We start from the raw sequence: 25,794 nt of genomic DNA, 5'->3' as shown, positions 1-25,794 counted from the left end.
CACTTTTGTGGGTGTGGGAGAGTAGGTCGTCGCCGCTTTATTATTCAATAGCCCCGGCTCCGCCGGGGCTATTTTTGTTTAACAAACTATTCTGCTTGATGGGCAGCGCGCCCGGTGGAAGAAACTCCGGGCAGAGAATAATAGGGGAGAGGCGCTTCTCCTCCCTAACGTCCACGGTCGAGGTCACTCAAACGCCTAGAGAGACCGTGGATCCGCATCGCTACAGGTGCACGAAAGCCGCCCTCTATACTAGAATGGTATGGCTTATATTGGGCATTAAAGACGGGCAAAGCGCCCCTCCATAGAGTTGATGCCTCAGGCAGCGGACCGTCCGGACCGACTGCATCCACGACCCGCCACGAGCGGATACCTCCCAAGGAGATTCATGTCTGAGACCCCCCGCCACGAGTCTAACGGCTCCGGCCCCCGTCAGCACCGCAAGAACAACGGCGGCAAGGATTTCCGCTCCAAGAAGGGCGGCAAGAACTTCGGCGGTAAGGGCGGTTTCAAGCGTAACGATTGCGGAGGTAAGAAGTTCGACGGTCGCCGCTCTGACTCGCGTTCGAAGGCACCCCGCTCCAACGGACCCGAGGGTGACGCACCCCGTGAAGAGGTACGTAGCATCGGTGGCCGTGCAGGCTACCGTCCCGCTAAGCCCAAAGCACCCGAGATTGACAGCGATGTGACCGGTCGCGAACTGGACGGCGCAACCTACCGTCAGCTGCGTGCCCTGGAACCTCGTAACGCTGAGACCGTTGCCAAGCACCTGGTGATGGCGGGTCGTTACCTTGACATCGACCCCGAATTCGCGCTGGCACACGCCGTTGCCGCCTCCCGTAGCGCCGGTCGTATCGCCGCCGTACGTGAAGCCGTGGGTATCGCTGCCTACGTGGCAGAGGACTACGAACTGGCCCTGCGTGAGCTGCGTACTCACCGTCGCATCAGCGGTTCCGTGGACCACCTTGCGCTGCTGGTGGACTGCGAACGTGCACTGGGACGACTGCCCAAGGCACAGGAAATGATTGCCGAATTCAAGCGTGAAGAGTTGCCCGCCGAGGTGCGTGTGGAACTGGCTATCGTCGAGTCCGGCATCCTGACCGATCAGGGCAAGAAGAGCCAGGCCGTGGTAGCCCTTCAGATTCCCCAGCTGAACCCGAAGCGCGCCTTCGAATACAGCCCGCGTCTCTTTAGCGCCTACGCCGATGCTCTCGCCAACGCTGGCCGCGATCAGGAAGCCGAGCGTTGGGCACGCCTGTCTGTCGTGGCTGAGGCAGCGCTGGGCCAGGGCAACTTCGCGGAGCCCGAAATCTTCGACATTTTTGGCGAGGCAGACCTCTTCGAGAAGGAAGAGAAGCCCGCAGAACGCCCGGTCAAGGCTGCAGATAAGGAAGCCTCCGAGAAAGCAGAAGCAACCGGCTCCGAAGAGAATACTTCCGAGGACTCCGCCGCGGAAGCACCTGAAGACTCTGAAACCGAGGAAAAGGCCGAGGCTGACGCAGAGTAATAGCCTGTACATACCGAACCGCCGGATGCGGCTCCCCGAGAGCTCGCCTCCGGCGGTTCGCGCTATAACGGAGAGGTTGCCCGTCCGAATAGGAACTGCCCGTGACGAACGATAGGCCCCTGTAGTGCGGAGCGGGTACGATAGAGGAAATACTAGCCGCTCAGACCCCGGAAGAGGTTCCTATGACCACGACCGCACTCCTTGCCCGATACGACGCGCTCCTCTCAGACCTGGACGGCGTTGTCTACGCTGGCCCCTTCGCCATCGAGGGAGCTCCCGAAGCCCTCAACCGTGCGGAGGAAGAGCTCAACGTACCGGTCATCTTCGTGACTAACAATGCTTCCCGTTCGGTAGAATCCGTCGCAGAACACCTGCGCGACCTTGGAGTGCACACCCGGGCAGAACGAGTCGTCAGCTCCGCGCAGGCCGGCGCAAAGCTTCTCGCGCAAAAGATTCCCGCGGGCTCCAAAGTGCTGATTACCGGTACCGAGGCCCTCGCCGACTGTGTGCGCGACGCAGGCCTGGAACCCGTACGCACCGAGGCCGAGGGGCCAGTAGCCCTCATTCAGGGCTTTGACCCGAAGATGGGATGGGAGGATCTCGCGGAAGCCGCCTACACCCTCGCTAACCCTGAAGTGCTGTGGATCGCCACTAACACCGACCAGACCATCCCCAAGGAACGCGGCCAGGCCCCCGGCAACGGCACCCTCGTCGCAGCCGTGGCAACCGCTTCGCGCCGTGCCCCGCTCGTTGCGGGCAAGCCCGAAGCCCCCATCTTCCATACCGCAGCACAGGCACTGAACTCCGAGCGTCCCGTCATTGTGGGTGACCGTCTGGATACCGATATTCTCGGCGCTAATAACGCGCAGATGGACGGCGCGCTCGTGCTCACCGGCGTGCAGACCTACCGCGACGTCATCGAAGCCGTACCCGAACAGCGTCCGACCTACGTGCTGCGTACCCTGGACGACTTCTTCGCACCCTACCCCGAGATTGAGGTGCTCTTCGAAGGCTACGAGGTGATTGCAACCGGCCCTACCTGGCAGGCACGGGTGCGAGGCGAGAACCTGATTCTCACAGGCCCCGAGAACCTCGACGAGGGCACCTTCGCCGGAAGCGAGAGCGAAGCAGAGGCCTGGCGCGTCGCCTACGCCGCCTGGTGGGCAGCCAACCCCGAGCAGGCCGCCGTACCCGTCATCGAGGGTCTTCCCGGTGCCTAAACAGAACGAAACTATGAACGCAGAGACCACCGAGAACGACCGTTCTATCGCGGATACCGAATTTGAGCGGCAATTGGCGGCGACCCTCGCCATGGACCCGGTAGAACGCGTCAAGCGTCTCGAAACGATGAGCGAGCATCTGGAAAAGGATCTCGAGAACCTCTCCTAGCCTCGCGGAGGTGAACCCTCAGGCGGTAATGTCCTGAGGGTTCACGGCACTACACGACGACAGAAAGAAGATATGGGCAAGGACACCGCGCGCCTCGATAAGTACCTGGTCGAAGCCGGATTCGTGAGCTCCCGAACCCTCGCCGCAAAACTCATTGCCGCTGGAGACGTACAGGTCAACGGCAAGGCCGCGCGCAAAGCATCCATGCTCGTGGGACCGGAGGATACCCTCTACGTGCGTCAGAGCGAGCTGACCGAATACGTCAGCCGCGCAGGCCACAAGCTCGCGGGTGCCCTCGACGCGTTCCCCGATATCGAGGTGGAAGGTAAGCGTTGCCTGGATGCGGGCGCATCCACCGGAGGCTTTACCGACGTGCTACTTCGTCGAGGGGCCCGGCATGTGGCGGCCGTGGATGTGGGGCACGGACAGCTCGTGGACGCGCTGCGCGAAGATCCCCGAGTTGGTGTGTACGAAGGCCTCAACGTTCGTTACCTGAAGCCCGAAGATATCGGCGGACAGGTTGAGCTGACGGTCTCGGACCTGTCGTTCATCTCGTTGACCCTGGTCATGGAGGCGCTAGCGAACACCACCGAAACCGGCGGTGATCTGGTGCTCATGGTCAAACCGCAGTTCGAGGTCGGCAAGCACCGCATCGGGCGCGGGGGAGTAGTGCACGAAGAATCCGCCCGCCGTGAAGCGGTGGAGAAGGTACAAGCCTCCGCCATCAGCCACGGGCTGCGGGTGATGGGCATGGAGCCCAGCCCGCTCCCCGGCCAGGACGGCAACGTGGAGTATTTCCTATGGTGTCGAAAAGAAAATAAATAGCGTTGAGATAGTCTGAGAGGACTCCAGTTGAGCGTGAGTGAAGCGCTACGGCCGAGGACTTCTCAGGCTATCGCGCTATCGAGGCGCCTTGGCAACGGGTCTCCGCAGATTATTCGAAATAATTTTCTAAAAATAGAGTATTTTAGAAAATTTTCGAGAACGTATTCGGTATGATGGGTGTAGATACACCAACTCAATACCCCAACCATGAACGGGAGAGAGTCGTTATGGCAGAACAAAAGAGCCATGCAGAAAAGGGAGCTGCTCTCGCGCAGATGCAGCCGGAGGGTGAGCATCACGCGGCGGAACGTTCGGCCAATCGCGGGCGAAAGATCTTGGTCTTTGCGCACGTGGGGCGCAAAGAAGCACGAGATGCCGCTCGCCAGGCCTGTGCCCAGCTCTATAAGGCCGGGCTGACCCCGGTCATGACTCGCTCCGATCTGGAAACCCTGAGCGAGAACTGGGATGAGCCCGTTCCCGTGCAGGTGGTGCATGAATCGGTGGCCCTTATCGATATTGAGCTTGGCGTGGTGCTGGGCGGCGACGGCTCGATTCTGCGTGCCGCCGAGATGGTGCGCCGAACCAGCATTCCCCTGATTGGCGTAAACCTGGGACACGTCGGCTTCCTCGCCGAATCCGAAGAGAGCGATCTGAGTGAGACGGTGCGCCACATCGTTAACAGCGAGTACACGGTCGAAGAACGCATGGCTATTGACGTTGAAGTCTGGAGCGATGGCAAGCGCGTGCATAGCGACTGGGCGCTGAACGAAGCCAGCGTCGAAAAGGGCAACCGCGAAAAGATGATCGAGGTCATCATTGAGGTTGACTGCCGGCCGCTGAGTACCTTCGGCTGTGACGGCGTGGTCATGGGGACCCCCACTGGCTCGACCGCCTACGCTTTCTCGGGTGGTGGCCCGGTGGTCTGGCCCGAGGTTGAAGCGATCCTGATGGTTCCGCTCTCGGCCCATGCGCTCTTTGCGCGCCCGCTCGTGGCGGCTCCTACCTCAACCCTGGCGGTAGAGCTCATGCCCGAAAATGGTGCCTCCGGTGTGTTGTGGTGCGACGGTCGCCGTACTGTGGAGCTTGACCCTGGCTCGCGTATTGAGGTGCGTCGATCCGAGAAGCCCGTGCTGCTGGCCCGTATCCACCCCGCGCCCTTCTCGGAGCGTCTGGTGCGCAAATTTGAGTTGCCCATCCGCGGCTGGCGCGGTCCGCAGGAGGCTGAGACGCAGTCCTCCAAGTAGGGGAGGCTACTTACAATATTCGCTGCGCGGCGGCAATTGTCACCTCTGCAGAGGGGGGCGAGAAAAGTTCGAGACGGTCAAAAGAAAAGGAATGAACGTTCGTGATTGAGGAAATTCATATTCGAGACCTCGGCATCATTACCGATGCGAGGCTCCCCCTCGAACCGGGGTTCTCCGTTCTGACCGGTGAAACCGGTGCGGGTAAAACCATGGTTGTCACCGCCCTCGGAATGCTTCTGGGCGCTCGCTCGGACGCCACCAGCGTGCGCAACGGTGCCAAGAATGCACTCGCCGAGGCCGTCATCCGCCTGCCGCGAGGCCACCGTGCCCTCGCCCTGGCCGAAGAAGCCGGCGGAACCACCGAAGAGATTGACGAACAGAGCTCGGAGCTGTTGCTGGCTCGCACCGTCAACGCTTCCGGACGCTCGCGTGCCCACGTCGGCGGTTGCTCCGCACCCATCGGCACTCTCGCCCAGATTGGGCAGAGCCTCGTGGCCGTGCACGGCCAGTCGGACCAGCTACGCCTCAAATCGCCCACAGAACAGCGCCAATCCCTCGACCTGTATGCGGGGGAGGAGCTGGCCTCCCTACTGGAGAAGTATCGAGAGAACTACGAACGCTACCGTGCCGCTGCCGCGGAACTCAAGGAAGTTCGGGAGAACTCTCGCGCTCGCGCACTAGAGGCGCAGAGCCTGCAGGGGGCGCTCGAGGAGATCGCCGCCGTCAACCCCCGCGCGGGTGAAGAGGACGAGCTCAAGGCCGAAATGGTGAAGCTCATGAACGTTGAGGCTCTGCGGATTGCCTCCGCGACCGCCCTGACCGCGCTGAGCGGTAGCGAATACTCGAGCGGCGAGGAAGCCAACGTTATGGGTCTGCTCGATGCCGCCCGTAGCGCCCTGCAGGGACAGGCCTCTGCCGATGAAGAGCTTGCCGCCCTGGAAGCTCGTGTCAACGAGCTCATGATCCTGACCACCGATATCGCCTCGGATCTTTCCTCCTATGCGGCTTCCCTGGATGTGGAGGGGCCCGAGCGTCTGGCGCAGGTGCAGACCCGCCGCGCCCAGCTGGCAACGCTCATGCGCAAGTACGGGGCGGATATCGCCGAGGTGCTTGAATGGGCCGAGGAATCCCGCGCCCGCCTGGACACCCTCGTTGACGACCCGCAGCGCCAGGAAACTCTCGAAACGGAACTCGTGCAGTTGCGCAAGGTCTTGGGGGAACAGGCAGAAGAGCTGACAAACATGCGCCGCGCGGCCGCCCAAAAACTTGCCGATGCGGTGAGCGAGGAGCTGACCGCCCTGGCTATGCCGAACGCCTCCCTTGTGGTGGAAGTTGCCGAGGCGGAGAAATTCTCGGTACACGGCCGCGACACCGTCACCTTCATGCTGGCACCCCACCGCACCGCCGTGCCCCGCCCGCTCGGCAAGGGTGCATCCGGCGGTGAGCTCTCCCGCGTGATGCTCGCCCTCGAAGTGGTGCTCGCCGAAGTGGATCCCGTGCCCACCTTCATCTTTGACGAAGTCGACTCGGGTGTGGGCGGCAAGGCCGCCATCGAGATTGGTCGCCGACTGGCCATGCTCGCCCGGCACGTTCAGGTGCTGGTGGTGACCCACCTGCCGCAGGTGGCAGCCTTCGCCGACCAGCACATCCTGGTGCTCAAGAACGACGATGCCTCGCTGTCTAAAGTGCAGGTGCTCACGGAGGAAGAGCGCGTGGTGGAGTTGGCTCGTATGCTCTCCGGTCACGACCAATCCGAGTCGGCTCGCGAGCACGCTCGGGAGCTATTGGAAGCCGGGCGGCAGGTGTCCCAGAACCAGGGGTGAAACACCCCGAACCGCAAGTAATGTACCTCGAAATCCACCGCCTGAAAACGGGCGTGCCGGACGACCAAACCCGGCGCACGTGGGGCGGAGGGTATGAGATACTCAAGGGGTACTTGAGGAAAATCTATGAACGGAGTTGCGGGAATATAAACCCCCGCAGACGTTACAGTGGAGACAGAACCCGAGGGGAGAGCTCCGGCCTGCGAGAATCATCTCGCGGCGTAGTTCTCTGCTTGGATAGCAGACAAGAAAATGGTAGGCTTGAATTCCGTGGTGAATGAAAAAAATAACGCTCAGAACGCGTCCTCTAACGACAAGGTAACCCGCCAGATTTTCGTGACCGGCGGTGTTGCATCTTCTCTCGGTAAGGGCCTGTCGGCCTCTTCCCTCGGTCAGCTTCTTCGCTCTCGCGGCCTCTCTGTGACCATGCAGAAGTTCGACCCCTACCTGAACGTCGACCCCGGTACGATGAACCCCTTCCAGCACGGTGAAGTCTTTGTCACCGACGACGGTGCAGAAACCGACCTGGACATCGGACACTACGAGCGTTTCCTGGATGAGAACCTCGACCAGTCCGCTAACGTGACCACCGGTCAGGTTTACTCCTCCGTTATCGCGAAGGAGCGCCGCGGCGAATACCTCGGCGACACCGTCCAGGTGATTCCTCACATCACCGACGAAATCAAGTCCCGCATGCGTCACGCAGCGGAAATCGACAACGCCCCCGACATCATCATTACCGAAATCGGCGGCACCGTTGGCGATATCGAATCCCTGCCCTTCATGGAAGCCGCACGTCAGGTACGCCGCGATGTCGGACGCAAGAACGTCTTCTTCCTGCACGTCTCCCTGGTGCCCTACATCGGCCCCTCCGGCGAGCTGAAGACCAAGCCTACCCAGCACTCCGTCGCAGCACTGCGCGGCCTGGGTATTCAGCCTGACGGCCTGATTCTGCGCTGTGAGCGCGAGGTTCCCGCATCGCACCGCTCCAAGATCGGTAACGCCTGCGACGTGGACACCGACGCCGTCATCTCCTGCGCCGATGCCCCCAGCATCTACGACATCCCCAAGACCCTGCACAGCCAGAAGCTCGACGACTACATCCTCGACTACTTCGGCATCGAGGCACCCGAGCCCGACTTCACCCAGTGGGACCGCCTGCTCGACGCAGTGCACCGCCCCGCCGCAGAGGTGAACGTGGCCCTGGTCGGTAAGTACATCGACCTGCCCGACGCATACCTCTCGGTCTCCGAGGCTCTGCGCGCCGGCGGCTTCGCAAACAACGTGAAGGTCAACATCAAGTGGGTTGCCGCCGACCTGTGCGCAACCGACGAGGACGCAGACCACCAGCTGCGCGGCATGGACGCCATCCTGGTGCCCGGCGGCTTCGGCATCCGCGGCCTGGACGGCAAGATTGGCGCCCTCAAGTACGCACGCGAGCACAAGATCCCGACCCTGGGTATCTGCCTGGGTCTGCAGTCCATGGTGATTGAGTACGCGCGTAACGTGCTGGGTCTGCCCGAGGCGTCCTCCACCGAGTTCGACCCCGAGACCCCCGTACCCGTTATCGCCACCATCGAAGAGCAGAAGCAGTTCGTCGAGGGTGCCGGCGACCTGGGCGGCACCATGCGCCTGGGCCTGTACAAGGCAAACCTGGTGCCCGGCTCTCAGGTAGCTAAGGCATACGGCGCAACCGAGGTTGCAGAGCGTCACCGCCACCGCTACGAGGTGAACAACGAGTACCGCGAGCAGCTCGAAGAGGCTGGTCTCGTGATCTCCGGTACCTCCCCGGACTCCTCGCTGGTTGAGTACGTGGAGCTGCCCGCAGAGGTTCACCCCTACTACGTGGCAACTCAGGCACACCCCGAGTACCGCTCCCGCCCGACCCGCCCGCACCCGCTCTTTGCAGGCCTGATTAAGGCTGCCCTGGAGCGCCGCGGCGCATAAGGCGACCGAACGCGTTGAGCGCCCCATCCGTCCCCTCGGCGGCTGGGGCGCTCGCCGTTTAACCGTCTTAATCCATCGGGGGAGGCGCCGAGTAACGGGGAGAAGTGCGAGGGAGTTCCGAAACGAACCCTCTAGAATAGAAATATGAGCGAAAACCAGCATATTATCGACGAACCCTCAGAACGTACGATTCGCACCCGGACCGTCAAATACAGCGGATACGTCATCGAAACCGTGGTCGAGGAATACGAGCTGAACGAGGACACCGTACTCACCCGCGACGTCGTGGAGATGCCCGGTGCCGTGGCCGTAGCGGTTCTCAACGAACGCAACGAATTGCTGATGCTCAACCAGTACCGGCACCCGGTGCGCATGAACCTCTGGGAGGTGCCCGCCGGCCTGCTCGACATCGACGGTGAGGACCCCCTCCACGCCGCACAGCGCGAGCTCGCCGAAGAAGCCGACCTGCGAGCCGCCAGCTGGCACGCCCTGACCGACTACTTCAGCAGCCCCGGCGCAACCAGCGAGGCGGGTCGCGTCTACCTGGCCCGCGACCTGAGCGAGCTGCCCCGCCAGGAGCGTACCGACCGCACCGAAGAAGAGGCGGAGATGACCTACCGCTGGGTTCCCCTGCAGGATGCGGTGCAGTTGGTTCTGGACGGTAAAGTGCACAACGCGCTGGCCATCCAGGCGATTCTGGCCACTTACGCCGCCTCAGCGCGCGGCTTCGAAGGCTTGCGCGAAGCCGCCGGCGGCTGGGAATTCCACCCCTACATGGGGCATCGCCGACAGAAGCCGCAGACCTTCCGTTAGGGTTCGGAATCTTCTCGCCCGATCCCTCGAAGAGGCATTTCGCGCTACCGTGCGCATCCGAACAAACCCGAACGACCGCGTGAGAAGGGAAGAGATATGGCACAGCCCGCACTGAAGGGCGCTACCCCCGCGGTTGAGGGGGCCGGCGAACAGACCCCCCTGGAGCGGGCCATCGACCAGTACCTGGTGCATCTGCGGGTCGAGCGGGGTAGCAGCGAGAACACCATCGCCTCGTACGCGCGAGACTTGCGCCGCTACGCCGCGTACCTCTCCACCCTCGGGGTAATCGACCCCGAACGCATTACGACCGCGCAGGTGCGTTCATTTATGCGCGAGCTTGCCGCACCCACCGTGCCCATACCCGGCCTGGCCGCTCCAGCTAAAAAGCAGCCGGGGGAAGAGAACTCCGTGGATGCCGAGGAGGCCGCAGAATCCCTGGCCGTCCTCATCGCCGCCGAAGGGGGCCGCGGTACCGCGGCGGGGGAGCGGGAGAGCGGCGAGGGAAGCATCCCGTTGCCTCTAGGCCCTAACTCCATTGCCCGCACCATGGCCGCCGTGCGCGGAGCCCACGCCTTCTGGGTCTCTGCCTTTCTGGTGGAAAAAGACCCCGCCGCGACCGTGACACCGCCCAAAAACGTCAAGCGCCTACCCAAAGCTATTACTGTGGAGCAGATGCAGCGCCTCCTCGCCGTGCCGGATCGAGACACTCCCATCGGCCTGCGAAACCGCGCCATACTTGAATTCCTGTACGCCACCGGTGCCCGTGTGAGCGAAATGCTCAACGCCGATATCGACGACGTACACAGCGAAGAAACCCTGACCGACGAGGACGGCAACGACACCACCCTCCCCGGGTACGTGCGGCTCTTCGGCAAGGGGAGCAAAGAACGCCTCGTGCCCCTCGGAAATTACGCCCACAAGGCCATTCAGGATTACCTGGTGCGCGGGCGGCCCGCGCTCGTGGCCCACGGCAAAGGCACCGCCGCGCTCTTCGTCAACGGGCGAGGCGGTAGGCTGGGGCGCCAGGGTGCGTGGCTCATCCTCAAGGAAGCTGCCGAGGCGGCGGGCCTCAGCGCGGACTTCTCTCCGCACTCCATGCGGCACAGCTTCGCAACCCATCTGCTGCAGGGCGGCGCCGATATTCGCGTGGTGCAGGAGCTGCTGGGGCACGCCTCCATCGCGACCACGCAGGTGTACACCAAGGTCACGCCCGAGGGGCTCATGGAGGTCTACCGCATGGCGCATCCGCGTGCCCACGAGCGGGGATAAAACCCCGCCAATCCGCGGAACAGCCGCTCTTGAGGTAACCTTATAGACAACGCTTAAACTTAAAACTTCGAATTCATTGATGAAGGTGAACCATTGACTGAAGCTCAGGCACAAGAACTCGGCCCCACCGGTCGACCCCTGCGCGTGTACCCCGACCCGGCTCCGCTGAGCGGCCACGGTCCCGCCCGCATTATTTCTATGGTGAATCAGAAGGGCGGCGTGGGTAAGACCACCTCCACCATTAACCTGGGTGCGGCACTGGCAGAATGTGGCCGCAAGGTGCTGCTGGTCGACTTCGACCCGCAGGGTGCCCTTTCCGCCGGTTTCGGCGCGAACCCGCATGAGCTGGACCTGACCGTCTACAACGTCATGATGGACCGCAAGGTCGACATTAAGGACGTTATCCTGCCCACCGACGTGGAGAACATCGACCTGCTGCCCGCGAACATCGACCTTTCCGCAGCCGAGGTGCAGCTGGTCAACGAGGTGGCTCGCGAGCAGGTTCTCGCTTCGGCACTGCGCAAGGTGCGCGATGAGTACGACGTTATCCTCATCGACTGCCAGCCCTCCCTGGGCCTGCTGACCGTCAACGCGCTGACCGCCTCCGACGGCGTGATTATTCCGCTGATTTGTGAGTTCTTTGCCCTGCGTGCCGTGGCCCTGCTCGTGGATTCCATCGAGAAGGTGCAGGACCGCCTGAACCCGAACCTCGAGATTGTTGGCGTGCTGGCTACCATGTTCGATGCGCGCACTATCCACTCCAAGGAAGTTCTGGCGCGCATCGTGGACGCTTTCGGCGACAAGGTGTTCGACACTGTCATCAAGCGTACCGTGAAGTTCCCGGACGCATCGGTGTCTGCTGAGCCGATTCTCAGCTACGCCTCCAGCCACCCCGGCGCAGAGGCGTACCGCCAGGTGGCACGCGAACTGATCTACAAGGGCGGCGCACGCTAGCCCTTCCCTCGACGCGCCCCCTACCGATGCGGCTTGCACGACCCCTTGAGCCGCGCCGATAGGGGGCGTATAATTATGGGGATTCATTCCCGCCCGCACCGGCTACTTCGCCGATTGACGACCGAAGATGCCACCGAGAAAACGCCGAGAAATCGCCGAGAACGCGAGCCTCCCGATACTGGCAGGCTTGCCCGGCGCATCGATCGGATGTAACGCCCAGACCGCGGGACGGAAAAACACATAAGGAGAACAGGTCTTTATGACCACACACGTCGCTGCCGTGAGGGTACCGACACCGAACGCAGAGGCCGCCCAGAACGCCCGATCCGAGGGCCGCGGCCTGCAGAACCCGGAACGCGGTTTCACCCTCACCCTCAGTAATTTTGAGGGTCCCTTTGACCTTCTGCTGACCCTCATTTCGCGCCGCAAACTCGACATTACCGACGTTGCGCTCGCCGAAGTGACCGATGAGTTCCTCGCCTACCTGCAGGCCCTCTACGCCGAGGGTACGGAGCGAGCCCTGGACGAGGCCAGCGAATTTCTGGTCACCGCCGCAACCCTCCTCGAGCTCAAGACCGCGCGCCTGCTACCGCAGCACCGCGAACCCCTTGAGGAAGATGTCGCCCTGCTCGAGGCCCGCGACCTACTCTTTGCGCGTCTGCTGCAGTACCGCGCCTACCGTGAGGTCGCCGATATCTTTGCCGAACGCTGGGCGCAGGAAGCGCGGCGTTTTCCCCGCGCGGTCGCCCTCGAAGAACGCTTTGCCCACGCCCTACCCGAACTGGTTCTGGCCGGAGGCGCCGAAGAGTTTGCGCGCATTGCGGCCGCCGCGCTGAGCCGGCAGCCCGCCGAACCCGAGCCCGCCGCGGAAGAAATCGTGGAGGAGCTGAACGAGCACCTGCATGTTCCGGTCACCACCATCGCCGCCGAAGAACACTATCTGCTGCACACCCTGCTTGACGCCTCCGGGCGCGAACTGCGCTTTGACGAACTTGTGCGGGGCGCGGGCGACCTGGAAATTGCGGTGGTTCGTTTCTTGGCCCTGCTGGAGCTCTATAAGGAGGGGGCTCTGCACGTGGAACAGGAGCATCCCCTGGGCGAGATTCTGGTGCGAGCCAGCGCCACGGCGGGAAGCTTCGTGATTCGCCCCGAGGAGCTCTCTGCAGCGCGGGACGGCTCGGCACCTGTACACCCCGAGAGCGCGGAAGCCCGCGAAACCTCGGAGGCGGAGTTCACCGAGAACGGCATCGACCCGGAGGAGGAACGTGACTAACCCCGAGAACGGATCGCGCTTCAACCGCGAGTTCACCCCCGATGACCTGGCCATCGTGAACCTGGGCTACTGGGACCCGAACGCTGAGGACGATACGGAGCCGACCGCCTCGGCACCGGTTGGGTCTACGGTCGAGTCCACGGTCGAACCGGCGGCTGAGAGCCGAGAGCCGGTAACGGCTGAACCGGCTGAGCCCGATGCCGAACCCGCCGAGGAACCGGAAGGGCCTGAAACGGCGGAGGCCCCCGACAGCCCGGAAGCACCGCAGGAACCTGCACCTCGTGCAGAGAAGAGCGCGGTGAAAATACCCGCGGGAGGGCCCTCCACAGCACCCAGCGTGGCGGTCGACCCCGACGCCGAGTTCTCGCGTGTCGAGGCTATCCCCGGCGGCGTCAAAAGCGCCATCGAAGCAATCCTCGCCGTCGCCGAGGCCCCCGTGAGCGTGCGCGAGCTTTCTGCCGCGCTCATCGTGAGCGAGCGGGCCGTCGAACACGCCCTCGATCAGCTGTACCGCGAGTACAACGGCGAGGAGACGGAATACGGCGAGGAAGGCATCTCACCCGAGCCGCGCGGATTCCAGCTGCGCCGCATCGCCGGTGGCTGGAAGCTCTACGCCCGCGACGACTTCGCCCCCTGGGTGGCGCGCTTCGTGACTCGCTCCAAGAGCGCGACCCTGAGCAAGCCCGCCTACGAGACGCTTGCCGTGATTGCCTACCGGCAGCCGGTGACCCGCGCGAGGGTCGCCTCGATTCGCGGCGTGAACGCGGACGCGGCCATCCGCCAGCTGCTGCAACGGCAGTTGATTCGCGAGGCCGGGCGAGAAATCGGAACCGGCGCGACCCTCTACGAAACCACGGAGCTGCTACTGGCGAAGCTCGGGTTGAACTCCCTGGAGGAGCTGCCGGCGCTCGCGCCCTTCCTGCCCGATGACACGGAAGCTGCAGTGCTTGCCGAGGGCAACGACTAAGACAACGAATCAATAAGACGAACGAACGTTCGGGAAAAGCCTGAAACGTTCGCACTATACGACAGAAAAGAGAAGAACACCATGGCATATGGAAACTCCTCCCGCGGCGGCCGCTCTGCATCCGGTCGCCCCCAGAACTCCCGCGGTGGCCGTCCCGGCGCTGCTCGTCCCGGTCAGGGCGGTAAGCCCGGCGCTAAGGGCGCATCCGCACGCGGTGGTCGTCCCGGCGCACCGAAGAGTGGCGCAGGCAAGGGCGGCGCAAAGGGCTTCGGCGAGAAGAAGTTCGGTGACAAGAAGTTTGGCGAGAAGAAGTTCGGCGCAGGCCGCGCAGGTTCCGGCCGAGGCCGCGGCACCGAACTGCCCAAGCGCGAACGCCGCGCACCGGGCCGCCCCTACCGCTCCGGCGAAGCTTTCGCCCACGAGCGCGGCGAGTACCGCGTCAGCAACTACGCCGGCCCGCACCGTCCCCGCCGCCCCCGCAACGCGCCGGTCGACCACTACGAGTTTTACGACCACGACGGTGTGCGCCTGCAGAAGCTGCTGGCTCAGGCCGGCGTGGCCTCCCGCCGTGTGTGTGAGGAAATGATTACCGAGGGCCGCGTCACCGTCAACGGTGAAGTCGTGACCGAGCTGGGCGTGCGCGTGGACCCCTCCAAGGTGACCGTGCAGGTGGACGGCATGACCGTTCAGACCAACGACAAGCTCGTCTACATGGCATTCAACAAGCCCGCCGGCGTGGTCTCCACCATGGAAGACCCCGAAGGTCGCCCCTGCATCTCTGACTTCCTGCGTTCCTCCATGAGCGAGCGCGTGTTCCACGTGGGCCGCCTGGACGTTGAGACCGAGGGTCTGCTGCTGCTGACCAACGACGGTGAACTGGCGAACCGCCTGACCCACCCCTCCTACGAGGTGCCTAAGACCTACCTGGTGCAGGTGCCCGGCCCCATGGAGCCCGGCGTGGGCGCAGCCATGAAGAAGGGTATTCGCCTGGAGGACGGCGTGACCCGCGTGGACGAGTTCAAGCTGGTGGATTCCACCCCCGGCCACGTGCTCGTTGAGGTGACCATCCACTCCGGTAAGAACCGTATCGTGCGCCGCCTCTTCGACGCCGTCGGCTACCCGGTCGAGCGCCTGGTCCGCGTCGAGATGGGCCCGATCCGTATCGGTTCGCAGAAGCAGGGCACGATTCGTAACCTCTCGAAGGTTGAGATTGGTCACCTGCTTGCTTCGGTGGACATGTAGGAACCCAGAGGAGAGTGTCATGAGCCCCTCTACGACATCCCTTCCGCCGGAGTTGCCGATGAGCCCGACCCTGAACGGCCCGGTGCTCATTATCGGTTCCGGCCTGCTGGGCGCCTCGATTGGCTTGGGTCTGCACGCGGCCGGGTACGAGGACGTGTACGTTCAGGACATTTCACCCACCGCCGAGGCCGTGGCGCAGGATATTGGCGCCGGCACAAGCTTCTCCTCACTGACGGAGGACCAGCGGGCCCGCTTTGAGCCGCAGCTGGTGGTCGTGGCCGCCCCTCCGGATGTGGCCGGCACCGTGTGCGCGCAGGCCCTGCGGGCGTACGGGCCGCGTCCCGAGACCGGCTACCCCGGCGCCACGGTGACGGATGTTGCCTCGGTGAAGGTGCGGCCCCTGGCGGATGTGCTTGCCTCGGGTGCGGATGCGTCCCGTTACGTGGGTTCGCATCCGATGGCCGGTCGCGAGAAGTCCGGGCCGGTGGCGGCCCGTGGTGAGCTGTTCCAGGCGCGTCCGTGGATTATCTGCGAGCACGATTCGGTTCGCCCCGAGTGCGTGCGCCTGGTGCGTTCCGTGGCGGTGGAGCTGGGTGCGATTGTGACGGCGCTGAGCGTGCAGGAGCACGATCAGACGGTGGCCCTGATTTCTCATGTTCCGCAGGCGATGAGCTCGTTGCTGGCCTCGCGCCTGCAGGATACCCCGTTGTACGCGCTGTCCCTGGCGGGTCAGGGGCTACGCGATACGGTGCGTATCGCGGCTTCTGACCCGACGCTGTGGGTTCAGATCTTTGCGGCGAATTCCGAGCCGATTGTGCAGACCCTCTACGGGGTTCGCGATGACCTGAACCGGCTCATCTCGACGCTGGAGAACCCGACGGCTTCCGGCGCTCGCCTGGATTTGGCGCAGCTGATGAGCGAGGGTAATGCTGGTGTCGCCCGCATCCCTGGTAAGCACGGTACGGCTCCGGCGGCCTTCGCGACGATGACGGTGCTGGTGGACGATACCCCCGGCACCCTGGCCCGGTTGCTCGCCGAGATTGGTGAGCTGGGCGCTAATATTGAGGACCTGCGGCTGGAACACTCGACGGGTGCTCCGGTGGGTATGGCTGAAATCTCGGTCAACCCCTCGATTCTGGAGTCGCTGGTCCGCGATTTGTCGGCCCGCGGCTGGCGCGTGGTGAAGTAGAGTTAATGCTGTATTTTCCGGCATGGAGCGAGACGAATTAAAGGAGTGCAATGCACGAGAACCCTAAACTGACGATTGCTATCGACGGACCTTCCGGCTCCGGCAAGTCGTCTGTGTCTAAGGAAGTGGCCCGTCACTTTGGCCTGGCCTACCTGGATACCGGTGCGATGTACCGCGCCGCAACCTACCGTGTGCTGGAGCTCGGCATTGACCTGAATGATGCCGAGGCCATCGCGAAGGCCGTCAAGGAGATGCCCCTGGTGTTCGGCACGAACATCAACGAGGAAGAGATCATGATGGGCTCCACCGATATCCGTGAGGAGATTCGTAGCGAGCGCATTTCTTCGGCCGTGTCTGCCGTGGCTTCGGTTCCGGCGGTTCGCGAGTACCTCATCGGTCTGCAGCGTTGGACGATTGACCACGCCGTGAACGGTATGGTCGCCGAGGGCCGCGATATTACGACCGTGGTGGCTCCCGATGCTGACGCACGCATCCTGCTGACCGCCTCCGAGGAAGTACGCATGGCTCGCCGCGGCCTGGAGAACTCCGAGAAGTCCGGCGCTTCGGGTGATCTGAGCAAGCAGATCGCCGAGCGTGACGCGAAGGATGCGAAGGTCAATAACTTCATGGAGGCCGCCGAGGGCGTGACCCTGGTGGACAGCTCGGACCTTGATTTTAATGAGACGGTCTCCGCGGTGATTAACGCCGTGAACGACCAGTTGAAGGCGAAGCGCGCGGGCTAGGCTCCGCGGAAACGCCGGGGGAGCGGGGTATTCGCTCCCGAGAAGACGTTGAGCCGCGCTCGCGTGCTGACCGATGGGTTGGTCGCGGGGCGGGTAGAGAAAGGAGCGCGCATGGCTGAGGACGCTATCCGCGACGATTACGAAGAGAAGTACCTGGGCGGTGGCGAGGACGACGTTACCGAGCGCCTGGCTGAGATTGACGACGAAACCGCCGACCAGCGTGCCCAGGCCCTGTTGGAGGGCCTGGAAGACTACGACCTGGATGAAGAGGACCGCGCCCTGCTGGGTGCCTGGGGCTTCGACATCGAGGAAGATGAAGAGCAGCTGGCCGACCCGGTGGTGGCGATTGTTGGCCGCCCGAACGTGGGTAAGTCGACCATCATCAACCGTATTCTGGGCCGCCGTGAGGCCGTGGTGGAGGATAAGCCGGGCGTGACCCGCGACCGCGTGTCCTACAAGGCCGAGTGGTTGGGCAAGAGCTTCACCCTGGTGGATACCGGTGGCTGGGAGTCTGATGCCCGCGGTATTGATGCTCAGGTGGCCGATCAGGCCGAGATTGCGGTGGAGCAGGCCGATGTTGTGGTCCTGGTGGTGGATGCCCGCGTGGGCGTGACCGCCTCGGATGAGCAGATCGTGCGCATGCTGCGCCGTGTGAAGAAGCCGATCATTCTGATTGCCAACAAGATTGACGACGCCCACCTGGAGCCGGAGATTTATAACCTCTGGTCGCTGGGCATGGGTCAGCCGTTCCCCGTTTCGGGTCTGCACGGCCGCGGCCTGGCGGATGCCCTGGACGAGATCCTTGAGGTCATGCCGGAGCACTCGCAGTTCGCTCAGCCGGAGGCGCTGGGCGGCCCGCGTCGTGTGGCTCTGGTGGGTCGCCCGAACGTGGGTAAGTCCTCGCTGCTGAACAAGCTGGCGGGCTCTGAGCGTGCCGTGGTGAACGACCTGGCCGGTACCACCCGCGACCCGATTGACGAGATCATCGAGCTGGGCGGCTACCCCTGGCGTTTTGTGGATACCGCGGGTATTCGCCGTCGCCAGCACATGGCGAAGGGCGCGGAGTTCTACTCCTCGCTGCGTACCCAGACCGCCCTGGAGCGTTCCGAGGTTGCCGTGGTGCTGCTGGATGTTTCCGAGCCGATTTCTGAGCAGGATGTGCGCATCGTGCAGACCGTGATTGACTCGGGCCGCGCGATGGTTCTGGCCTTCAACAAGTGGGATACCCTCGACGAGGATCGCCGCGAGATGCTGGAGCGCGAGATTGAGCGCGACCTGGCGCACGTGAAGTGGGCTCCTCGTGTGAATATTTCGGCGAAGACCGGTTGGCACAAGGACAAGCTGGTCCCGGCCCTGGAGCACTCGCTGGAGTCGTGGGATTCGCGTATTCCGACCGGCCGCCTGAACGCATTCCTGGGTGAGATTGTGGCCGCGCATCCGCACCCGCTGCGCGGTGGTAAGCAGCCGCGCATCCTGTTCGGTACTCAGGTGTCTTCGCGCCCGCCGAAGTTTGTGCTGTTTACGACCGGCTTCCTGGATCCGGGCTACCGCCGCTTCATCATGCGTCGTCTGCGTGAGACCTTTGATTTCACCGGCACCCCAATTGAGATTTCGATGCGCGTGCGTGAGCGCCGCACCCTGGGGGAGCGCCAGAGCGCGAAGGCTAAGAAGGGTAAGGGCGGACGCCGTTAGCGGAGGCCTGGCCCATTAGGACCGGAACGGTTCGTGTGCCGGGGTGACGGGTTGTGCCGTGGCCCCGGCGCGCGGCGCGTTCGGCGCCGGTTGCGTTTTTGAGAACGGGGTCGGCGGACCGACAGCAGGCGCGTCCAAAAGATTTTTAAGATTTTTTCTAAAAATTGTGAATCTGGCTTGCGAGGTGCCGAAAACACCGGTATAGTTATTCGAGTGTTCGGGGGGAAACCCCGGGCTAATCGTGAATAACGAATCGGGTTGTGGCGCAGCTTGGTAGCGCACTTGACTGGGGGTCAAGGGGTCGCAGGTTCAAATCCTGTCAACCCGACAGATAAAGCTCCGGGAGGATTTTCCTTCCGGAGCTTTTTTGTATGCTCTGAATCTTATACGGGCCATTTATCCGATTCGCGAGTATCGGCCGCTTGGCGTGCCAAGTGTATGTTGCGTTATGTTACCTCCTGCGGGCGCGGATTCGGATGGGGGAGGGAGAGCCCGAGCCGCAAAACTGCCGATGGTACGGGTAGTTTGGGTAGAAATGTAAATATGAGCTTGAATCTAAATGTTGGAATACGTCTGAATATGTGGGTATTCGATGGTACATTGGATATCAAGGAACCGTGTTCAATGTTACGCAAACCGCCCTTCCCGGGGTTAGATTTCCTTGATATATCAAGGAATATTTAGGTTTATGTGACCTAAACACGGTTTGGCACACTCAGAATTCACAGCCGTAAAACCAACATAAACCCACGCGAAGACACCTCTTCGCACGGTACCTTTCTGGCACGACGAGAAGGACGCTCTCGGTATATCCCGCAGGGCGGGGAACCGGGCAGGTTTACGGCATAACGATCCCGCCCCTCGGGGCGTGGAAAGGAACGCAATACAATCATGTGGCAGCAAGTCTACGACCCGCTACACTCGAGTGCTCTCTCCGCACTCGTGGCAGCAGTCCCGATTATTTTCTTCCTTCTGGGCCTCACCGTCCTGAAGCTCAGCGGTATTAAATCTGCCGTCATCTCCCTGGCGCTCGCACTCGTCATCGGCTGTGCAGTCTTCGGCCTGCCCGTGACCGCCGGTGCCGGCTCCATCCTCTACGGTTTCCTTTCGGGCATGTGGCCCATTGGCTGGATCGTCCTCATGGCAGTGTGGCTGTACCGCATCTCGGTGCGGTCCGGCGGCTTTGAGACCGTCCGCTCCTCCATCTCCGCAATCTCGACCGACCAGCGCATCCAGATGCTGCTGATCGCCTTTTGCTTCGGCGGCTTCCTCGAAGGTGCCGCAGGCTTCGGTATCCCGATTGCTATCTGTGCGGCACTGCTGGTGTCCCTGGGCTTCAACCCGCTCAAGGCCGCAATGTTCGCGCTGATTGCTAACGTGAGCTCCGGTGCGTACGGCGCCATCGGTATTCCCGTGACCACCGCGGCAACCCGCGGCGGCGTTGACCTGCACGGCCTCTCCACCGAGCTGGTTCTGGTCATCCAGATTATCGCGGCTCTCATCCCCGTTCTGCTCGTTGCTATTCAGGACGGCATCCGCGGTATCCGCGAGGTCGGTCTGGTGGCCCTGATTGTGGGCCTCGTCTACTCCGGCGGCCAGTCCGTCCTGCTTGCAGGCCTCGGCAACCCCGAGCTCGTCGACGTCATCCCGCCGCTGCTGGCCCTGGTCGCCCTGGCCCTCATCATGCAGAAGTGGCAGCCCAAGCACATCTTCCGCGAACCCACCGCCCCCACCCTCGAAGAGGTCCAGGCGGAGCAGAAGAACAAGAAGAGCGCTTCCGCCGGCGAGGTTATCAAGGCATGGAGCCCCTTCATCTACCTGTCCGTCGTGATTCTGCTCTGGTCCACCGCCTTCAAGCCGCTCTTCGCTAAGGGTGGTCTGTTGGCCTTCAGCAACCTGAGCTTCAACATTCCGGGGCTGCACCAGAGCATCCAGCAGGTTGCCCCGATTGTTCCTGCACCCAAGGCATTTGATGTGACCTTCACCTGGAACATCATCGGTGCTTCCGGTACCGCAATTCTGGTGGCTGCTATCATCACCATCCTGACCTCCTCCATCAGCTGGGGTGAGGCCATCGAGGAGCTCGGCGCAACCTGGAAGCAGCTGCAGACCCCGATCATCATGATCTGCCTGGTCATGTCCGTCGCTAACGTCATGAACTACGCCGGTATGATTACCTCCATCGCACTGGCTGTTGCCGCTGTGGGCGCAATCTTCCCGCTGCTGTCCCCGATCATCGGTTGGATCGGCGTGTTCGTGACCGGCTCCGTGGTGAACAACAACATCCTCTTCGCTGGCCTGCAGGCTACCACCGCACAGCAGATTGGCGTCAGCCAGACCCTGCTGGTTGCATCTAACACCGCCGGTGGTGTGATGGCAAAGATTGTGTCCCCGCAGTCGATTGCTATTGCGGCCGCTGCTGTGAACAGCTCTGGCGAGGAATCGAAGATTACCTCGATGGCGATCAAGTACAGTGCAGCCCTGCTGGTTGTCACCTGTGTTTGGGTATACGTGCTGTCGCTGGTTATGCCTTCCTAATATTGGTTCGGGGTACCCCTGCCGGGAACCTAAGAACCGCGGCGTGAGCCCCCGTCCACCTGTGTGGACGGGGGCTCACGCGCGTATTGGAGGACCATCACCCGTGCACGGGTGGGGGAGTAGGGGTATTTCTGGCGAGCGCGAACATGTCTGCTGAACACCCTGTGGGGAAGAAAATGAAGAGGAAAACCGGGAGCTATTCGGGCGTAAAAATGCGGATGTGCCCCATCTGTGCAGATTTAAGGTAAACCTATCCTGAAGTAGCCCATGAGACCTGTTAGCGTTAGGGGATAAAGTCAAAAGCACCCAGAACTCGGAGGCGGTCGCCCCGGGTTGAGCGGAGGCGCGGAGCCGTCGGCTCAAGCCTCCATCGCGTGCTTAATTACCATGCTTTACCGATGGACCCGTCCACGACGCACAGGACGGGGCCATCGGTTTTATGCGGCCTTTTTACCGCCTGCTTTACCGCTCACGGAACACCCGGTAGCCCGGGTAGACGCGCCCCGGCGGGGAGGATGCCACATACAGCACAGACCGAAAGGAACGCCCCGCCCCTATGTGGCAGCAAGTCTATGACCCGCTCAACGCACCGGTGCTCTCAGCACTCGTGGCAGCAATCCCCGTTATTCTCTTTCTGCTGAGCCTCACCGTTCTGAAGCTCAGCGGTCTCAAGTCGGCCATCCTGACCCTCGTCGTGACCCTCGTCATCGGTTGCGCCGTCTTCGGCCTGCCGATTGCCGCCGGCGCGGGCTCCGTGCTCTCCGGCTTCCTCTCCGGCGCCTGGCCTATCGGATGGATCGTGCTCATGGCCGTGTGGCTCTACCGCATCGCCGTGCGCGCCGGTAACTTCGACACCGTGCGAGCCTCCGTCTCGTCTATTACCGATGACCAGCGCATCCAGGTGCTGCTGATTGCCTTCTGCTTTGGCGGATTCATCGAGGGTGCGGCTGGTTTCGGTATCCCTATCGCTATTTGTGCCGCCCTGCTGGTATCCCTGGGCTTCAACCCGCTCAAGGCCTCAATGCTGGCGCTGGTCGCTAACGCTGCATCCGGCGCGTACGGCGCCATCGGTATTCCCGTGACCACCGCGGCTAAGGTCGCCAACCTTGACACCGCGCACCTTTCCGCCGGTATGGTCCCGGTCCTGCATATCTTTGTGGCCATCGTGCCCCTGCTCATGGTCGCCATTCAGGACGGCCTGCGCGGCATCCGCGAGGTCGGTCTCGTAGCGCTGCTGACCGGCGTCATCTTCTCCGGTGGACAGGTCGGCGTACTGCTCTTCCTGGGTTCCTCTGAGCTGGCCGATATCATCCCGCCGCTGCTGGCCCTAGTGGTACTGGCCCTGATCATGAGCAAGTGGCAGCCCAGGCACATTTACCGCGAGCCCACCGCTCCCACCCTCGAAGAGGTCAAGGCCCAGCAGGGCGTCAAGCACTCCGCCGGTGAAATCGTCAAGGCGTGGAGCCCCTTTATTTACCTCTCCGTGACCATTCTGCTGTGGTCCACCGCCCTCAAGCCGCTCTTTGCTGCTAACGGCCCGCTGGGTGCCGCAACCCTGACCTTCCCCATTCCCGGGGTGCACGAAGCTATCGTTACCGGGGCGGGTAAGACCGTAACGGCGACCTTCTCCTGGAACACCCTGGGGGCTTCCGGCACCGCAATTCTGGTGGCGGCACTGATTACCGTACTGACCTCGAAGATTAGCTGGGCTGAGGCGTTCGAGGAGCTTGGCGGCACCTGGAACCAGCTGAAGATGCCGATTCTCATGATCTGCCTGGTGATGTCCGTGGCTAACGTGATGAACTACGCCGGCATGACCACCTCCATCGCGCTTGCGCTGGCTGCGGCCGGTTCGCTCTTCCCGCTGCTCTCGCCGATCATCGGTTGGATTGGCGTGTTCGTGACCGGTTCGGTGACCAACGCGAACGTGCTCTTCGCCGGCCTGCAGTCCACCACCGCGACCCAGATCGGTGTTGACCCGACCCTGCTGGTGGCCGCTAATACCGCCGGTGGTGTGATGGGCAAGATCGTCTCCCCGCAGTCGATTGCCATTGCGGCGGCGGCTGTGAATAGCGCCGGCGAGGAATCGAAGATTACCTCCATGTCTATCAAGTACAGTGCTATTCTGCTGGTCCTGGTGTGTGTCTGGTCCTACGCTCTCTCGCTCATGGTGGGCTAATGCCGCTCATGGGTGCGGCTTGTGGGGCGGCGGCACGATAGCCTCCCGACAAGCCGCAATGCACCGGCCCCCTTCCCAATCGTCGACGGTCGGGAAGGGGCCTTCGTGTTGAAGCGGGGAGTATGAAGATGGCGTAAGGCTTGCGCTGCCCTCCCAGCCCGGTACTCCCAGCCCGGGGACGCGGAATACAGAGCATAGATAATCAATAAATGATAATGATACTTAAATGATATTTCGCTCTGTAAAAGCTCCTAACATTCAACAAACGATGGTGATAACCTTCTATATGGGCATTGGCGCCGAAGGCGAGCTACGGGCTAAGAGATTTTAGCCTCGAGGCCTCCGGCGAGAGAACCGATGCCCCCATATCGTGCCTATCCTTTCCCGCGCTACGCCTTCCGTCAGAGCCCAACACACAGACATGATGTTGCTACGCCTTCCGGGCGAAAATCGCAGTAGCAGAGGCGGCGTGAGGTTGCGTCTCCGCGCACCCCAAAACGGTAAACGGGCGTACCTTAAAGCGACATCCAAGCCGCTGTAGGTACTCCTGCGGCGGGGAAGGACAGCATATGTGGTCTCAGACCTATGACCCTCTCAATGCCCCGGTGCTTTCGGCACTCGTGGCGGCATCCCCCATCATTCTTTTTCTGCTCTGCCTTACGGTATTCAAACTCAGCGGCATTAAATCAGCCCTGATTACCCTTGTCCTCACCCTGGGTATTGCACTGGGTGTTTTTCGGCTACCCGTGACGGCGGCGGCCGGTTCAATCCTCTATGGTTTCCTCTCCGCGTTCTGGCCCATCGGCTGGATTGTGCTCATGGCTGTGTGGCTTTACCGCATCACGGTGCGTAGCGGAAAATTTGCCGTCGTGCGAGCCTCGGTTTCCTCTATTTCACCGGACCAGCGCATCCAGGTGCTGCTCATCGCCCTCTGCTTTGCCGGATTTATCGAGGGCGCGGCTGGTTTCGGCATCCCGATTGCTATCTCAGTGGCGCTACTGGTAGCCCTGGGATTCAACCCGCTCAAGGCCGCCATGCTCTCCCTGGTCGCCAACGCTACCGTGGGCGCGTACGGCGCGGTCGGCATTCCGGTGACCACCGGTGCCGCCATCGGTAACGTGGACCTGGGACATCTCTCCGACCAGTTGGTCTGGGTTCTGCAGATTTTTGCGGCCCTCGTGCCCGTACTCGTGGTCGCCATTCAGGACGGCCTGCGGGGCGTCCGAGAAGTCGGCCCGATTGCTCTGGCTACCGGCATCGTGATTTCCGGCCTGCAGAGCATCATGCTGTGGGTCCTTCAGTCCCCCGAACTCATCGGTATTCTGCCTCCGCTGGTCGGTCTGGTCTTCCTGGCGACCGTCATGCGTTTCTGGCAGCCCAAGCACATCTACCGCGAGCCCACCGCCCCAACCTTGGAGGAGCTGGCGGGGAAGAAGGACCCGGTATACAGCCTGCGTGAAATTGTCAGCGCTTGGAGCCCTTTCATCTTCCTTTCCGCGACCATCCTGCTCTGGTCCACCGTGCTGAAGCCCGTCTTCGACGCTAATGGGCCGCTGGGCTTTGCAAACCTTAGCTTCCACGTGCCCGGTATTCACCACCAGATTGGTGATGGCGAGGGCCTGGCAATTCACGCGGTCTTCAACTGGAACATTCTGGGTGCCGCAGGTACCGCGATTCTGGTGGCGGCTCTGCTCTCCGCCCTGACCTCGAAGATTACCGTGCGTGAGACCCTGCAGGAGCTCAACGGATCCTGGCAGCAGCTGAAGAAGCCCATCTATATGATTTGCCTGGTGATGTCCGTGGCAAACCTGATGAACTACGCAGGCATGACCTCTTCTATCGCGCTTGCGGTAGCTTCCGCCGGTGCATTCTTCCCGCTCTTCTCTCCCGCCATCGGCTGGGTCGGTGTGTTCGTGACCGGTTCGGTCACCAACAACAACGTGCTCTTTGCCGGATTGCAAGCAAGCACCGCGCAGCAGATTGGCGTGGACCCCGCTATACTGGTGGCCGCCAATACCTCCGGTGGTGTGATGGGTAAGATCGTTTCCCCGCAGTCGATTGCGGTGGCGGTAGCCGCCGTGAACCAGGCCGGTCAGGAGTCGAAGGTTACCTCAATTACCATCAAGTACAGCCTCTTCCTGCTGGTGCTACTGTGCATCTGGACCTACCTCCTCTCTCTGTTCATGCACTAGCCCGTCCCCGA

At 62.4% G+C, this 25,794-nt stretch carries 19 protein-coding genes and 1 tRNA gene; all 20 read left to right on the top strand.

The window, feature by feature from the left end; genetic code table 11:
* Positions 1 to 385 precede the first annotated feature (385 nt).
* The 20 genes from HMPREF2874_RS04710 to HMPREF2874_RS04615 all read left to right on the top strand — a co-directional run bounded on the left by HMPREF2874_RS04710 (position 386) and on the right by HMPREF2874_RS04615 (position 25,783).
* Positions 386 to 1,504, top strand: coding sequence for a tetratricopeptide repeat protein (locus HMPREF2874_RS04710; protein ID WP_070649109.1), 1,119 nt, complete (start codon positions 386 to 388; stop codon positions 1,502 to 1,504).
* A gap of 182 nt (positions 1,505 to 1,686) precedes the next feature.
* A complete protein-coding gene (locus HMPREF2874_RS04705; protein ID WP_070649108.1) occupies positions 1,687 to 2,724 on the top strand; it encodes an HAD-IIA family hydrolase in 1,038 nt (345 codons plus the stop codon).
* Positions 2,725 to 2,737: 13 nt separating this feature from the next.
* Positions 2,738 to 2,893, top strand: coding sequence for a GTPase (locus HMPREF2874_RS04700; RefSeq protein ID WP_246823776.1), 156 nt, complete (start codon positions 2,738 to 2,740; stop codon positions 2,891 to 2,893).
* Positions 2,894 to 2,965: 72 nt separating this feature from the next.
* Positions 2,966 to 3,718 carry a TlyA family RNA methyltransferase gene (locus tag HMPREF2874_RS04695; RefSeq protein ID WP_070649106.1) on the top strand — a complete coding sequence of 251 codons (753 nt, stop codon included), beginning with the start codon at positions 2,966 to 2,968 and terminating at the stop codon, positions 3,716 to 3,718.
* Positions 3,719 to 3,945: 227 nt separating this feature from the next.
* Positions 3,946 to 4,962 carry an NAD kinase gene (locus HMPREF2874_RS04690; protein ID WP_371440543.1) on the top strand — a complete coding sequence of 339 codons (1,017 nt, stop codon included), beginning with the start codon at positions 3,946 to 3,948 and terminating at the stop codon, positions 4,960 to 4,962.
* Positions 4,963 to 5,063: 101 nt separating this feature from the next.
* Positions 5,064 to 6,785: a DNA repair protein RecN gene (recN, locus tag HMPREF2874_RS04685; RefSeq protein ID WP_070649105.1), complete on the top strand. Its 1,722-nt coding sequence runs from the start codon at positions 5,064 to 5,066 to the stop codon at positions 6,783 to 6,785.
* 252 nt (positions 6,786 to 7,037) lie between these two features.
* A complete protein-coding gene (locus HMPREF2874_RS04680) occupies positions 7,038 to 8,732 on the top strand; it encodes a CTP synthase (protein WP_049343492.1) in 1,695 nt (564 codons plus the stop codon).
* 144 nt (positions 8,733 to 8,876) lie between these two features.
* Positions 8,877 to 9,545, top strand: a complete 669-nt coding sequence (locus HMPREF2874_RS04675) for an NUDIX domain-containing protein (protein ID WP_070649104.1) — start codon at positions 8,877 to 8,879, stop codon at positions 9,543 to 9,545.
* A 96-nt stretch (positions 9,546 to 9,641) separates the two neighbouring features.
* Positions 9,642 to 10,814: a site-specific tyrosine recombinase XerD gene (locus HMPREF2874_RS04670; RefSeq protein ID WP_070649103.1), complete on the top strand. Its 1,173-nt coding sequence runs from the start codon at positions 9,642 to 9,644 to the stop codon at positions 10,812 to 10,814.
* Positions 10,815 to 10,907: 93 nt separating this feature from the next.
* A complete protein-coding gene (locus HMPREF2874_RS04665; protein WP_070649102.1) occupies positions 10,908 to 11,768 on the top strand; it encodes a ParA family protein in 861 nt (286 codons plus the stop codon).
* Between the two features lie 259 nt (positions 11,769 to 12,027).
* The gene (locus HMPREF2874_RS04660) at positions 12,028 to 13,041 is read left to right on the top strand and encodes a segregation and condensation protein A (RefSeq protein WP_070649101.1); all 1,014 of its coding nucleotides are present in this window, start codon (positions 12,028 to 12,030) and stop codon (positions 13,039 to 13,041) included.
* Positions 13,034 to 14,008, top strand: coding sequence for an SMC-Scp complex subunit ScpB (scpB, locus tag HMPREF2874_RS04655; protein WP_070649100.1), 975 nt, complete (start codon positions 13,034 to 13,036; stop codon positions 14,006 to 14,008). Before HMPREF2874_RS04660 ends, scpB begins: the two co-directional genes overlap by 8 nt.
* Before the next feature lie 81 nt (positions 14,009 to 14,089).
* Positions 14,090 to 15,250 carry a pseudouridine synthase gene (locus HMPREF2874_RS04650; protein ID WP_070649099.1) on the top strand — a complete coding sequence of 387 codons (1,161 nt, stop codon included), beginning with the start codon at positions 14,090 to 14,092 and terminating at the stop codon, positions 15,248 to 15,250.
* Positions 15,251 to 15,269: 19 nt separating this feature from the next.
* Positions 15,270 to 16,439: a prephenate dehydrogenase gene (locus tag HMPREF2874_RS04645; RefSeq protein WP_083309845.1), complete on the top strand. Its 1,170-nt coding sequence runs from the start codon at positions 15,270 to 15,272 to the stop codon at positions 16,437 to 16,439.
* Positions 16,440 to 16,489: 50 nt separating this feature from the next.
* Positions 16,490 to 17,182 carry a (d)CMP kinase gene (gene cmk, locus HMPREF2874_RS09375; protein ID WP_049332579.1) on the top strand — a complete coding sequence of 231 codons (693 nt, stop codon included), beginning with the start codon at positions 16,490 to 16,492 and terminating at the stop codon, positions 17,180 to 17,182.
* Positions 17,183 to 17,293: 111 nt separating this feature from the next.
* Complete coding sequence (gene der / locus HMPREF2874_RS04635; RefSeq protein ID WP_070649097.1) at positions 17,294 to 18,874, top strand: ribosome biogenesis GTPase Der; 1,581 nt, start codon at positions 17,294 to 17,296, stop codon at positions 18,872 to 18,874.
* 254 nt (positions 18,875 to 19,128) lie between these two features.
* Positions 19,129 to 19,202 (top strand) — tRNA-Pro (locus HMPREF2874_RS04630).
* A gap of 563 nt (positions 19,203 to 19,765) precedes the next feature.
* Entirely contained in the window at positions 19,766 to 21,412 is a 1,647-nt protein-coding gene (locus HMPREF2874_RS04625; protein WP_070649096.1) for an L-lactate permease, read from the top strand.
* 556 nt (positions 21,413 to 21,968) lie between these two features.
* A complete protein-coding gene (locus tag HMPREF2874_RS04620) occupies positions 21,969 to 23,591 on the top strand; it encodes an L-lactate permease (RefSeq protein WP_070649095.1) in 1,623 nt (540 codons plus the stop codon).
* Positions 23,592 to 24,160: 569 nt separating this feature from the next.
* Positions 24,161 to 25,783: an L-lactate permease gene (locus HMPREF2874_RS04615; RefSeq protein ID WP_070649094.1), complete on the top strand. Its 1,623-nt coding sequence runs from the start codon at positions 24,161 to 24,163 to the stop codon at positions 25,781 to 25,783.
* Positions 25,784 to 25,794: the final 11 nt, after the last annotated feature.

It is taken from the genome of Rothia sp. HMSC068F09, from assembly GCF_001812775.1.
GTDB lineage: Bacteria > Actinomycetota > Actinomycetes > Actinomycetales > Micrococcaceae > Rothia > Rothia mucilaginosa_A.
The sequence above is the reverse complement of the archived record's forward strand: the minus strand, read 5'-3'. Positions and strand labels throughout refer to the sequence as shown.